A 13,572-nucleotide genomic window follows, 5' to 3' on the forward strand; every position below is an offset into this window, starting at 1 on the left:
GACGACATTGGACAGCCCGAGCGGTCCCGGCCGGGTCCGCGGGGCAGAGAGCGGGCACACGATCGCATACCCAGGGTGTTCCCAGGGTGTTATCAGGCCGTTATGTAGCTCCATGAATCGATTGCGTGACGCCCGGTTGTATCCGCTCTGACCGTTTTGTGCGTGGGATTTGCGCGTACAACGTTGAGTGCCCTCTATGTCTTTTCTGTCTGGAGGGTCTGACTTTGAAGCCAAACATCGTGTGATCTAAATCTCTCGACGCAACGGTCGGTGACCCTCCGTGTACTTGTCCGGATGATCGCCATGTCGCACAGTGCCCAGGCACGCGCCTTGAGTGGCGTGTCGTTTGTGGTGCCTACACGGGGAGACGCACCGATGCATGGTGGTATGGGTCCGTTGTGGCCGCGTAAACGCGGCCGACGCTGGTCACGGCCGGCACGCGCGACACTGATCGCGTTGCTCTCGACCACACTGGTGGTCGCCGGGACGGGAACGCAGGGACTGGCGGTGCCGCCGTCCGGCGCCGACCGCAATCAGCAGGTCGACCTGCCGCCGTTGCCGGAGACCGCGCCGGTCGACCAGGACGAGTCCGCGGACCAGACGCTCGAGCCGGCGCCCGAGGTGCCGGTCGACCCGTACGCGCCGACCAACGTCGCGCCGTGGAGCGAGGGCACCGGCACGGTCGACCTGACCGACGTCAACCCGGGCGAGCTGGTCAAGGTCGCGGACCTGCCGGTGTCGCTGGGTGTCCCGGAGGGCGCCGAGCCCGAGGCGCTGGACGGGCAGTGGACCGTCGACCTGGCCGCGCCCGAGGCGTCGCAGGACGCCGGCGTACCCGGCCTGATCATGAAGCTTTCACCGCCGGTCACGGCGGACCCGGCGGCGTCCGTCGCGCTGAGCGTCGACTACACCACCTTCGCCGACCTGTACGGACCGCAGGCCGCCGACCGCTTCGGCCTGATGCTGCTGCCCGACTGCGTCTACGACGCGGTCGGCACCGGCGACTGCGCCCCCAGCGAGGGTGAGGAGGAGCCGGCCGACCCGTCTCAGCTGCTCTCCAGCGAGGTCACGGTCGAGCGGGCCGCCTCGGGATCGAACGCGCGCGCCGCCTCCGCCGGGGAGCGCCGGATCGTGACCGGCAGCGTGCCCGTCGCCGGCCTGCTCGGCACGCCCGCGCCCGACGCCGGTGCCCGCGCCGCCACCGCGGCCGACGCCGGTGGGGTGGTCGGCGCGCTGGACACCGGCGCCTCGGTCTCCGGCGACTTCACCGCGACGCCGCTGCTGTCCTCCGGCTCCTGGGCCGCGGGCTCGTCGTCCGGTGCGTTCACCTACTCGTACCAGGTCACGGTCCCGCAGACCGGTGGCGGCATGGCGCCGCAGATCAACCTGGGCTACTCGTCGCAGTCGGTCGACGGCCGCACCTCGTCGACGAACAACCAGGCCTCCTGGATCGGCGACGGCTGGGACTACAGCGCCGGCCAGATCACCCGCACGTACGCGGGCTGCCGGCACGACTCCAAGAAGGCCGGCTCCAACAACGCCAAGCACAAGACCGGCGACATGTGCTGGGGCTCGCAGAACGCCACGCTCTCGCTCGGCGGCACCACCACCGAGCTGGTCTGGGCGAACAACACCTGGACCACGGCGAACGGCGACGGCTCCAAGATCGAGCAGAAGTTCGACACGACCCGCGGCAACGGTGACAAGAACGGCGAGTACTGGATCGTCACCACCCGCGACGGCACCCGCTACCACTTCGGCCTGAACAAGCTCCCCGGCTGGACCGACGGCAAGGCGGTCACCAACTCGGTGCTGACCATGCCGGTCTACAGCAACCACGCCGGCGAGCCCTGCTACAACAGCGAGTGGACGAAGTCCTGGTGCACCGAGGCGTGGCGCTGGTCGCTCGACTACGTCGAGGACCTCCAGGGCAACGCGATGAGCTTCTGGTGGACCAAGGAGGACAAGGGCTACTACGCCCGTAACTTCAACTGGAAGGCCCCGGTCTCCTACGACCGCGCCGGCTACCTGTCGCGCATCGACTACGGCCAGCGCAAGGACTCCATCTTCACGGCGACCGCGCCGGCCAGCGTGTCGTTCAGCGTCTCCGAGCGGTGCTACGCCGAGGGCAGCCTCACCTGCTCCGCGGAGAACTTCAAATCCAAGGACCCCGGCAAATACCGCATCTGGTACGACACGCCGGCCGACCTTCGCTGCGAGGCGAAGAAGATGTGCTGGAACGCCGCACCGACCTTCTGGTCCACCAAGCGCCTGGACAAGATCACCACGTCCGCGCTGCGGGTGGCCGGCAGCGGCACCCGGCAGGTCGTCGACGAGTACAAGCTCGACCAGACCTTCCCGGTCCTGAAGACCGGCCCGAACACCGCGCTGTGGCTGAAGTCCATCACGCGCACCGGTTACGGCCTGAACACGGCCGCGAACGAGCACATCACGCTCAACGCGGTCAAGTTCGAGTCCAACACCGAGGACATGCCCAACCGGGTCAAGAACGACAACCGCCCCGGCTTCTCCCGTCTCCGCATCGGCCGCGTGATCAACGAGTACGGCGGCGAGACGGTCATCAACTACCGGAAGCCGGAGGGCGACTGCGCCACCGGCACCGGATTGCCCGGTAAGGCGGACACTGCCGCGCTGAAGAACAACACGCGGCTGTGCTACCCGAACTACTGGCACCCGGACCCGGAGGCCGAACAGATCGACTGGTTCCACAAATACGTGGTCGAGTCGGTCGAGGAACTCCCGAACGTCGACGGCACGGCCAACACCGTCACCCGCTACGAGTACGACAAGGCCGGCTGGAAGCTCGCGGAGCAGGAGTTCACGAAGAAGGCGACGCGGACGTACTCGCAGTTCGCCGGTTTCGAGAAGGTCACGGTCCTGACCGGCACCGAGGCACCGGACTTCGCGGGAAAGACCACCAAGTCCGTCACCCGGTTCTTCCGGGGCATGGGCAACACGGTCTCGGTCAAGGACGCCGCGGGCGTCGAGATCGCCAAGGACGAGGAGCCGTTCGCCGGCCGGATCGCCGAGGAACTCACCTACTCCGAGGCCACCGACGCCGACGACAAGTGGCTGACCCGGGCGGTCACCGTACCGGCGGCTCAGGAACTGGCCCGCCGCAACCGCGACGACGGATTGTCTCCGCTGATCGCCTACCGGGTCACGGAACCGCGTGCATACTCGGTCACCAGGGCCTCCGGCACCGGCGACGACAAGCGCACGCTGCGCACGCTCGAGACGAAGACGACGTACGAGACCAGCTACGGTCTGCCGACCCAGGTTGAGTTCCTCGGCGACACCGGCGTGACCGGTGACGAGTCGTGCCAGAAGCTCGAGTACCTGCACCGGGCGGACAAGAACCTGATCGGTCTCACCAAGGACGTCATGGTCAGCCCGACGGCGTGCGCCAAGGCGACCTTCACCGACCTGAAGACGCTCAGCTCGGCCGCCCGTACGGCCTATGACAGCGGCGAGTACGGCATCGCGCTCTCCGCGAACAGCCGTGGTCTCGCCACCCAGACCTGGTCCTTGAAGGCGGACGGCTCCGGCTACCAGTCCGGCGGTACGACCGGTTTCGACGCGATGGGCAGGGTCGTCTCACGTACCGACCCGGACGGTAAGGCGTCCACCATCACCTACGAGCCGTCAACCGGCCAGGCGTTCAAGGTGATCGAGAAGAACTCTCTCGGCCACACCCAGACGCAGGAGATCGAGCCCGGCCGTGCGGTCAGTGTGCGGACAACCGACGCCAACGACCGGGTCAGTGTGGCTGAGTACGACGCACTCGGCCGGCTTCGGAAGGCGTGGGCTCCGGGCCGTACGCCGAACGCGACCAGCGTTCCGGACTTCGAGGCCGTCTACAACACGCAGCCCAAGCAGGTGCCCAACGTCGTCACCTACACCCGCGGTCACGACAACAAGGTGCAGACCTCCATCACGTTCTTCGACGGTCTCGGCCGGGAGCGGCAGAGCCAGGAGGAGGCGGTCGGAGGCGGCCGACTGATCACCGACACCCTGTACAACGGTTCCGGCGAGGTATGGCAGACCAACAACGCCTACTTTGCCGCGAGTGCGCCGGAGTCGACGCTTTTCAGCCCGGAATCCGAGCTGCAGGTGCCGAACGCCACCCGTTATACCTATGACGGGCTGGGACGCGTGGTCACTGAAACCCCGGTCCTGAACGGGGCGGCGGCAACGGACCGAATCACCCGATACGAGTACGGTGCTGACTTCTCGACGGTGATCAACCCTGCTGGGGCGGCGTCCTACCGCGTCTACAGCGACGCGCACGGCCGCAGCACGCGCGTCGACACATTCACCGACGGTAACCGTGTTGCGTTCACCAGCATGCGCTACGAATACGATGCCTCCGGCCAACTGGTCAAGGCCGTGCACGGTGGTAACGCTGCGAAGCAGTGGTCCTGGGAATACGACCAGCGCGGCCGAATGATCAAGTCCACCGACCCGGACACCGGCGCCACGACGACCACCTACGACCACCGGGATCGGACGCTGACGACCACCAGCGCCCGTGGCATTACGGTCTGGAACGGGTATGACGAACTGTCCCGGCCGACCCAGCAGCGGCTCAACGGTCCGGCCGGTACGCAGGTGGCCTCGTTCACCTATGACACGGCGCCCGGCGGCAAGGGGTTGCCGGCGACTGCGACGCGTTACACCGACGGGCTGGCCTACACGCAGTCCATCGGTGGCTACACGCACGACTACCAGCCGACGTCCACTACGCTGACGCTGCCGCAAAGCATCGCCACGGAGTGGGGATTCCAGCCCTCCTACACGTACGGGTTCACGTACACCGATACCGGCCTGCCGGAGGCGCAGCAACTGCCGGCCGCAGGGAGGTTCCCGGCCGAGAAGCTGCTTGTCCGGTACACCAAGGACGGCCTGCCGCTGACCGTGTCCGGACAGGACTGGTACGGCAGTGAGACCGCCTACTCGCCGTACGGTCAGGTGCTTCGTTCGACGATGGGCGCGCACCCCTATCGGGTCTGGTCGCAGTCGACCTTCGATGAGGCGAGCGGCGCACTGACCACGCAGCAGGTGTACCGGGAGAACGCGGGCAACACTGCGCTGGTCACCGGAAACCTGGTCAGCAATCGCAACTACACCTACGACGCGGCCGGCAACGTACTCGCCATCCGCGAGCGCGCCGACGGCATCGCCGAGCGGCAGTGCTTCAACTACGACGCGGTCGGCCAGCTCACCAAGGCGTGGACCGCGAAGGACCAGGAAGCCTGCTACGCGGGGCCGGCCAACGCGGACGGCACCACGAACGTGGCACCGGGCAAGGACAACTCCGGCTACTGGCAGGAGTACGGCTACGACGGACTCGGCAACCGCGAGTGGGTCACGAACAAGGACATCAACGGTAACGAAACCAAGGACGTCGCCACCGAGTACGACTACGGCAAGTCCGACGGTAGCCAACCCGGCACGCTGACCAAGGTCCGCAAGCGGTTCCACACGCCGCAGGGTGCTGCGGTCACCGCGGAGGCGGAGCGGCTCTACGAGCTGACCGGCGAGACGAAGTCGGTCACCTCGCTCACCACCGGTGACAAGCAGGAATTGTCCTGGACGTTCGACGGTCAGATCGAGCGCATCACCGGCCAGGGCGAGAACGGTAAGACCGCCTATTACGGCCTCGGTGACAAGTGCCTCGACCTGAAGTCCGGCCTCGCGCAGCCCGGCACGGTGGTCCAGCTCTACACATGTAACGCCACCATCGCGCAGAAGTGGACGTTCAAGGTTGCGGCGAACCAGAACGACCCGAACCTGGGCACGCTGGCCGCGTACGACTCATGGTGTCTGCAGCCGGCCGCGAACACCGTCGGCTCCGCGCTGGCGATCCAGAAGTGTGACGACTCGGCCGATCAACGGCTGAAGCGCAACGCCTCTGGTCAGTACACGCACGTTGCCTCCGGGCTGTGCGTGGCGGTCAAGGACGCAGCCGACGTGAGTGGCACAGCTGTTGTTCTAGCCGCCTGCGACGCGGCCTCCACGGCTCAGAAGTGGGAAGCACAGAACCAGACCCGCTACATCTATGGACCCAGCGGGTCGCCGCTGCTGAGCATCCAGGGCAAGCAGGCCACCCTTGACCTGGGCGAAGCCCAGATCACCACCAACAAGGGCGGCACGCTGGTCAAGACCCACCGGTCGTACGGCACTCCCGGCGGCAGCATCCTGCGGTACGCCTACGGGAACGGCACACCGAACATGGTGGCGATCGTGTCCGACCCGCAAGGCAGCCCGGCTGCGGAAATCGCACTGCAGAACGGTATGGAAACCCGGATTCGCAAACAGGATCCGTTCGGTAACGTGCGCGGCGCCACGGCCAACTTGCAGACCGATACCGGATTCCTCGGGGCCGACCGCGAGGATGCTTCCGGTTACACGCGGCTTGGTGCCCGGCTCTACGATCCGGCGGTCGGTCGCTTCCTCTCCGCCGACCCGGTCGTGGACCTGCAGGACCCGCTACAGTCCAACGGGTACGCGTACGCGCACAACAACCCGGTCACCCACTCCGACCCGACCGGTCTGTCGATCTCGCTGACTCCGTCCGAGATGGCGGCCGCGCTTGCCGGTGCCGGACTGACGGCAGCGCAGGTCGCTCAGGCGCAGTCGACGATGAATCAGTCGCTGATGTCGGTCATCATGTCCGCGGCCTGGGGCATCCTGGCTGAGTTCATCGGCATCAACGATGCGATCGGCTGCTTCGGCGGTGACATGTGGGCATGCGGGAGCCTGATCATAGGCGCCATCCCATGGGGGAAGATCGCCAAGATTCCGAGCGTGATGAAGGCGGTCAACCGCACCATCAACGCCATTCAGGCTTGGCAGTCGGCCCGTAAGGCGGCGCAAACGGTGCTGGCAGCCGCGAAGGCTGCGGAGCGCCAGGCGATCGCCGCCAAGAAGGCTGCGATCGAACGGGCGAAGAAGGCAGCGGAGGCGGCACGCAAGAAGGCTGCGGAAAAGGCCAACACCACCAGCAACAAGGCAGTCAACGAGTCGAAGAAGACCGGTAACCCTGTCCACAAGGATGCTCAGGCGAAGGCAGCACCACGGTCCTCCTCCGCGTCCAACACTCGCAGCAGTAGTGCCAACCGCGGCGGCGGTGGCGGCGGCGGTGGCGGCAAGTCGAAGCCGGCGAAGCCGAGCGGCGACTCCGGTGCCGGCTCCCGTGCGAAGGGCGGATCCAGTGGTAGCAGCGGTGCCGGCAAGGCTGACGAAGCCGAGGGCGATTGCCTGAGCAACAGTTTCGTACCGGGCACCAAGGTGCTCATGGCGGACGGCTCGGTCAAGGCGATCGAGGAGGTCAAGCCGGGCGATCAGGTGCTGGTCACCGACCCGGAAACCGGCGAGACCTCTGTCCGCGCGGTCGCGGCCGCGATCGAGGGCACCGGTGTCAAGAACCTGGTCAAGGTCGTTATCGATGTCGATGGGGACGCCGGGGCGAAGACCGCCGAGGTAACCGCCACCGACGGACACCCCTTCTGGGTGCCGGAGCTCGGTGAGTGGATCGACGCCACCGATCTTCAGCCGGGTCAGTGGCTGCGAACCAGTGCCGGAACCGCGGTGCAGATCTCCGCTGTCGAGCGCAGGACGGCTGCGGAAGCCACCGTCCACAATCTCGGCGTCGCCGACGTTCACACCTACTATGTGATCGCGGACGGGGCATCCGTTCTGGTTCACAACTGCAACAACCTCATTACCAATGCCCCCGGTTATGACAACACCGGTGCGTTGGGTGCCCACGAGGCCGGTACCGGCTTCAGCGGTATCTATGATCCGGAGTCCGGAAGGTTCCGAGCGTACCTGAGCGTCGAAGACTGGGACCCTGCCACCTCTCCGCCGAACACTGTGCCTCGGCGAGGTGGGCATGGGTTGAACAACATGTCCAACTTCAACAATTCGCGTACCACGGTCGGATTTACGATGTTCTTCGAGGAGGACGGCCGCTTCGGTGTCGAGTTCTTCTCACGGGGTGTTACTGGGCGCAACTACGGCAACCCTTATGCCCCGGACCATCTGAGACAAGGGCTGATGGATGCAATTTCCGCTGCTACCGGGCGGCAGGTGTATGCAAGATAGGGGATGTGTGACGTGCTTGTAGGTGGTCTCCCGGTCCCGCCGGCTCTGCTGGCGGCGATCCGGGAGGGCCGTTGGCGGGTGCCTGCCGATCACGATCTGGTGGCGGCCGTCTTCCGCGACCGCCCGGCGCAGCCGGCGTTCTACGGGACGAGCGGCATGACCGGCGAGACCGCCTACTGGCACGCGGAATCGGATCCCGACACCATCGCTCAGTACGTCGGCCGGGCCGACCCGAAGGACCCGCCGGGTGACATCGACCCGAGCAAGTCGATCCTGATCGGCGACCTCGGTCCGGACCAGCCGATCGCACTGGACTATCGCACTGGTCAGGAAAGGCCGCCGGTCGTCTACCTGACGACCTATGGCGGCTGGATACAGGTGGCACCGGACATCGAATCATTACTGGAGCGACTAGGACTGGACGAGTAGCTCCACCGTAGGCCCGGTCTCCTCCCCGGAGACCGGGCCTTTCTGCGATCCGCACGGGGATCTGTGCGCGAGGCCGCCTTACGACTTCCGCTCGTAGAAGCGCCAGTACTGACGCATGTGGGCCGGGATCTCCGTCTCCTCGTACGGCTCCCGCTCCACGAAGCCGCGCGAGGTGTAGAGCCGCTGCGCGTCGGTCATGAAGCGGCAGCTGTCCAGGCGGACGGTTCTCGCGGCGAAGGTGTCGCGCGCCTCGGTCAGCAGGCGGTCGACCAGGGCCGAACCCACGCCCAGGCCACGCCCCCGCGGGTCCACGTACATCCGCTTGATCTCGACGACCTCCGGCGCGATGACGCGCAGCGCGGCGACACCGACCGGCTCGCCGTCGTGTTCGGCGAGGAGCAGAAGGCCCTTCGGCGGTACGAAATAGGGCAGTGACTCGCGGATCGCGCCCAGGTCGGTGGGCGAGTCCTCGACGCCGTACTCCTCGCGGAGGCGGCCGACTGCCCAGGTCAGGTAGTCGGCCATCAGCGCGGTCAGCGCGTCGGCGTCGGCGGGGAGGGCGGCGTGGCGAAGGGTGACGCTCATGGTCGGAGAGCCTAGGGCGCGGTCGCGGCGATGCTCAGGGCGGTCACCGTGCCGGCGATCAGCGGGACGACGGAGAGCGCGCCCCAGAGGAAGCGCAGCGGGCGGTGGACGAGCGCGAGCAGGGCCGGCGCGACGCCGCCGAGCGCGCCGACGGCCGGTGCGGCGCCGGCGGTGTCCTGGCCGCGCGGGGTGGGCCACGCCGGAAGCGGGAAGATCAAGCGCAGGAGTCGCAGCCGGCCGGAACGTGGGTCCGGGGTTCGGTCCGGGGAATCACAGCACCCGCGGGGGCATGCCGGAAGCGGGAATGCCGGTGCAGCCCTCAGGGCACCACGGTGACCGGCCAGCGGGCCGCGCGGACCAGGCGGACGGCCAGCGATCCGGCTATCTTGTGCCCCAGCCCGGCCGACGCGCCGACGATGATGCCGCTGGCCCTGACCTCCTCCGCGACCTCGCCGAGGACGCGCAGCGGGTCGCCGGGGCGGACCACCAGGCGGGCGTCGACGCCCCACTCGCGGGCCTGCTGGTCGAGCATCTCCAGCAGCTCGGACTCGACCTCGCCCTGCGCCTCGACCAGTGCCTGCACGGCCGTGCCGCCGAAGGTGAGGAACGCGCCGGGTTCGCGGCGGACGTAGACCGCGAACAGGCGGGCGCGCTGCCGGCGGGCCAGGCCGAGTGCGTAGGCCGCGGCGCGCAGTGAGCTCTCCGAGCCGTCGACGCCGACGACCAGGGCGGACGGGCCGTCCGTGCCGAGTTCGAAAGCGCCCACGCGCGCGGCCTCCTGGCTGTGCCGAAAGTAGGCGCGATTCTATGGCGGCGGCCCGGGGAACGCGATATCCCCGGGCCGCCACCGGACAGAAGACCTACAGCGCCCGCGCGAGGCGGTAGTAGGCGCTGTTCCAGCGGACGCGGTCGGCGAAGTCGTGCGTGGTGGTGTTGGCGTCGATGAGCAGCAGCTCGGTCTGCAGCATGGTGGCGAAGTCGCGCAGCGTCTCCGTGCCGATGGCCTGGGTCAGCACCGTGTGGTGCGGGCCGCCGGCGGTCAGCCAGCACTCGGCGGACGTGGACAGCGACGGCGCCGGCTTCCAGACCGCGCGCGCGACCGGGAGCTTGGGCAGCGGCTCGTCCGGCGCGGTCACCTCGATCTCGTTGGCGACCAGGCGGAACCGGTCGCCGAGGTCGGCCAGGCCGACCACGATGCCGGCGCCGGGGGCGGCGTCGAAGACCATCCGGACCGGGTCCTCGCGGCCGCCGATGCCGAGCGGGTGGATCTCCAGGCGCGGCTTGGCGGCCGCGATGGTCGGGCAGACCTCCAGCATGTGCGCACCGAGGATCTTCGGCTCGCCGGGGCCGAAATGGTACGTGTAGTCCTCCATGAACGAGGTGCCGCGGCCGGTGCCGGTGCCCATCGCCTTGAACGTGGCGACCAGCACGGACGTCTTCCAGTCGCCCTCGCCGCCGAAGCCGTAGCCGTCGGCCATCAGCCGCTGCACCGCGAGGCCGGGGAGCTGGCGCAGCCCGCCGAGGTCCTCGAAGTTCGTGGTGAACGCGCCGAAGTCACCCTCGGTCAGGAACGTGCGCAGGCCGGCCTCGATCCGGGCCGCGTAGCGCAGCGACTCGTGCCGTTCGCCGCCGACGGCCAGTTCCGGCGCGATCTCGTAGGTGTCGGCGTACTCGCCGATCAGCGCGTCGATCTCCTTGTCCGAGGCGCCGTCGACGACCTCGACCAGATCGTTCACGCCGTACGTGTTGACCGAGACGCCGAACTGCAGCTCCGCCTCGACCTTGTCGCCCTCGGTCACCGCGACGTTGCGCATGTTGTCGCCGAAGCGGGCCAGCCGCAGACTGCGCAGCCGGGTCACGCCGGCCGCCGCGCGGATCCACTCGTCGACGCGGCGGACCACGGTCGGGTCGGACGCGTGCCCGGCGATCGTCTTGCGCGGCACGCCGAGGCGGGCCTGGATGAAACCGAACTCGCGGTCGCCGTGCGCGGCCTGGTTCAGGTTCATGAAGTCCATGTCGATGGTCGACCACGGCAGCGACACGTTGTGCTGGGTGTGCAGGTGCAGCAGCGGCTTGCGCAGCGTGTCCAGCCCGGTGATCCACATCTTGGCCGGCGAGAACGTGTGCATCCAGGCGATCACGCCGATGCAGTTGCGGTCCGCGTTCGCGTCCAGCATCACCTGGCGGATCGCGCCGGAGTCGGTCAGGACCGGCTTGCCGACGATCTCGGCGGACAGCCCGCCGGCGGTCAGCTGCTCCTGGATGTCCCGGCTCTGCGCGGCCACCTGCTCCAGGGTCTCGGGTCCGTAGAGATGCTGGCTGCCGGTGAGAAACCAGATCTGATGCGTCATCGCAGGTTCCTGTCTGCCGTGATCGTGTGGATGGTGGGCTTTCCGCGGAACGATACGCACTCCCCGTCGCCGTCCGCAGGATCATCGGCGGAGGACGCACCGACCCGCGGGCGACGAAAGTGAGCGCTCACATCTTGGATCATGGCACAGCGCCGGGCGGCTCAGGGGGTCCGCGTCCGGCCCGCCGTGCGCGGCGGTCCGGCCCTCCGCCGCCACGCGGATCCAGCCCGACCGCGCCACGGGTCATCGCGGCACGATCCCACCGCGAAGAGCGATGACCGCCAGCTGGGTACGGTCGCGGGCGCGCAGCCGGGCCAGCAGCCGGCTGACGTACGTGCGGGCGGTCGCCGGGCTGATGAACAGCGCGGCCGCGATCTCCTGGTTCGTCTCGCCGAGGCCGACCCGCGCCAGGACCTGCCGCTCCCGCTCGGTCAGGCCGGCCAGCCGTGGGTCCGGCGCCGGCGGCGGGTCCTCGGCGGCCAGCCGGTCCATCAGGTGCCGGGCCACGGTCGGCGACAGCAGGTTGCCGCCCGCGGCGACCGTGTGCACGGCGCGGCGCAGCTCGTCGGCACCGGTGTCCTTGAGCAGGTAGCCGGCCGCGCCGGCCCGGACCGCGGCGTCGATCTCGCCGGGCTCGTCGAAGGTCGTCAGCACCAGCACCCGGGTGCCGGGCAGTTGGGCGGTGATCGCCGCGGTCGCCTCGAGGCCGTCGACGTCCGGCATGCGCAGGTCCATCAGCACCACGTCCGGGCACAGCCGGCAGGCCTCGGTCACGGCCCGGCGGCCGTCCGGTGCCTCACCGGCCACCTCGATGCCGGCGTCGTTGCCGAGCAGCGCGCGCAGCCCGGCCCGGACCAGCTCCTGGTCGTCGACCAGCAAAACCCTGATCATGCGGTACGCCCCAGCGGCAGCTCGGCCTCGACGGTGAACCCGGCGTCGGTGTGCGCGAGCCGGAGCGTGCCGCCGAGCGCCCGGGCCCGCTCGGCCATTCCCGCCAGCCCGTGGCCGGCGCCGGCGTCGGGATTCCCGTCCGGTGCGATCGCGGCAGTACCGGCGTCGAGGTCCGGATCGGCCGGCCCGTCGTCGCCGACGGTCAGGTGCAGCGCGCCGCCGGAGACCGTCGCGGACACCGACACCCGGCTCGCCTCCGGTGCGTGCCGGAGCACGTTCGTCACCGCCTCCTGCACGATCCGGTACGCGGCCGCGTCCACCTCCGCCGGCAGGCTGCCGGCCGGCACCCGCACGGAGACGTCGAAACCCGCGCGGCGCAACGGATCCAGCACCGGTGACAGGTCGGACAGCGACACCGTGCCGCGCAGCGCGCCGACCGCGCCGCGCAGCTCCGCCATGGTCCGGTCCGCGGCCTGCCGGATCCGCAGCAGCGCCTCGTCCAGCGCCGCGTTGCCGGGCGGTGCCGCCTCCCGGGCCACGTCCGCGTGCAGCGAGATGATCGAGAGGCCGTGCCCGACGGAGTCGTGCAGGTCGCGGGCGATGGCGAGGCGCTCCTCCCGTACCCGCAGATGGTTTTCCCGAAGGTGAAGTGCCCGCTGGGCGCGGCGGCTGCGCAGGCCGTCGCCGAGCGCGATCGCCGCCGCCATCAGCGTGACGTGCGAGACCAGGTCGTAACCCACCACGTACGCCGCGTCCTGGCCCTCCAGCAGCCGGAACGTCAGCGAGAGCGCGAGCACGCCACCCGCGGTCAGCACGGACGCCAGCAGGAACCCGGCCTCGGCCGTGGAGAACAGCGCGGCGGCCAGCGGCACGGCCACGCCCACGGCTGGATATCCCGCCGCGTAGTAGGCGCACAGCCCGAGCGCGCTGATCAGCAGCACGGCGCGCGGATGGTGCCGGCGGGCGAGCATCAGCGCGCCCAGCCCGGCCGCCCACGCGTACGCGATCGGGTCCGGCGGGTGCTCACCCCCCTGCCGCGCGGAGATCACCGCCGCGAGCGTGCCGGTCACGGCGACCCCGATCAGCGCGTCGGCCAGCCACGGCGGAGTCCTCATCCCGATCAGCGTAGAACGTAGGCGGGAGGCGATCCGGGTGTCGCCTCCGGACGGATGTCACCGGCCGTGCC

Annotated in this window: 8 protein-coding genes; 2 read left to right on the forward strand and 6 right to left on the reverse strand. The window is 69.0% G+C overall.

Annotated features, from left to right (window positions below; genetic code table 11):
• Positions 1-375 precede the first annotated feature (375 nt).
• Together J2S44_RS27520 and J2S44_RS27525 are read left to right on the forward strand one after the other, a co-directional pair.
• Complete coding sequence (locus J2S44_RS27520; protein ID WP_374728022.1) at positions 376-8,130, forward strand: ricin-type beta-trefoil lectin domain protein; 7,755 nt, start codon at positions 376-378, stop codon at positions 8,128-8,130.
• Between the two features lie 99 nt (positions 8,131-8,229).
• Positions 8,230-8,559, forward strand: a complete 330-nt coding sequence (locus J2S44_RS27525; RefSeq protein ID WP_310419822.1) for an SMI1/KNR4 family protein — start codon at positions 8,230-8,232, stop codon at positions 8,557-8,559.
• A 78-nt stretch (positions 8,560-8,637) separates the two neighbouring features.
• Here J2S44_RS27525 and J2S44_RS27530 read toward each other — a convergent pair whose 3' ends face one another.
• The 6 genes from J2S44_RS27530 to J2S44_RS27555 form a co-directional block, all read right to left on the reverse strand.
• Positions 8,638-9,144 (reverse strand): GNAT family N-acetyltransferase, encoded by a 507-nt coding sequence (locus J2S44_RS27530; protein WP_310419824.1) that lies wholly within the window; start codon positions 9,142-9,144, stop codon positions 8,638-8,640.
• Between the two features lie 11 nt (positions 9,145-9,155).
• The gene (locus J2S44_RS27535; protein WP_310419826.1) at positions 9,156-9,362 is read right to left on the reverse strand and encodes a hypothetical protein; all 207 of its coding nucleotides are present in this window, start codon (positions 9,360-9,362) and stop codon (positions 9,156-9,158) included.
• A gap of 101 nt (positions 9,363-9,463) precedes the next feature.
• Positions 9,464-9,910, reverse strand: coding sequence for a universal stress protein (locus tag J2S44_RS27540; RefSeq protein ID WP_310419828.1), 447 nt, complete (start codon positions 9,908-9,910; stop codon positions 9,464-9,466).
• A gap of 94 nt (positions 9,911-10,004) precedes the next feature.
• Positions 10,005-11,495 (reverse strand): L-arabinose isomerase, encoded by a 1,491-nt coding sequence (gene araA, locus J2S44_RS27545; protein ID WP_310419830.1) that lies wholly within the window; start codon positions 11,493-11,495, stop codon positions 10,005-10,007.
• A 243-nt stretch (positions 11,496-11,738) separates the two neighbouring features.
• Positions 11,739-12,386 (reverse strand): response regulator, encoded by a 648-nt coding sequence (locus tag J2S44_RS27550; protein WP_310419832.1) that lies wholly within the window; start codon positions 12,384-12,386, stop codon positions 11,739-11,741.
• Positions 12,383-13,501, reverse strand: a complete 1,119-nt coding sequence (locus J2S44_RS27555; RefSeq protein ID WP_310419834.1) for a sensor histidine kinase — start codon at positions 13,499-13,501, stop codon at positions 12,383-12,385. Before J2S44_RS27555 ends, J2S44_RS27550 begins: the two co-directional genes overlap by 4 nt.
• Positions 13,502-13,572: the final 71 nt, after the last annotated feature.

The organism is Catenuloplanes niger (assembly GCF_031458255.1).
Classification (GTDB): domain Bacteria; phylum Actinomycetota; class Actinomycetes; order Mycobacteriales; family Micromonosporaceae; genus Catenuloplanes; species Catenuloplanes niger.

Coding starts and splice junctions, on each gene's coding strand:
- J2S44_RS27530 (WP_310419824.1), bottom strand. CDS start 9,144: ATGAGCGTCACCCTTCGCCACGCCGCCCTCCCCGCCGACGCCGACGCG.
- J2S44_RS27550 (WP_310419832.1), bottom strand. CDS start 12,386: ATGATCAGGGTTTTGCTGGTCGACGACCAGGAGCTGGTCCGGGCCGGG.
- J2S44_RS27520 (WP_374728022.1), top strand. CDS start 376: ATGCATGGTGGTATGGGTCCGTTGTGGCCGCGTAAACGCGGCCGACGC.
- J2S44_RS27555 (WP_310419834.1), bottom strand. CDS start 13,501: ATGAGGACTCCGCCGTGGCTGGCCGACGCGCTGATCGGGGTCGCCGTG.
- araA (WP_310419830.1), bottom strand. CDS start 11,495: ATGACGCATCAGATCTGGTTTCTCACCGGCAGCCAGCATCTCTACGGA.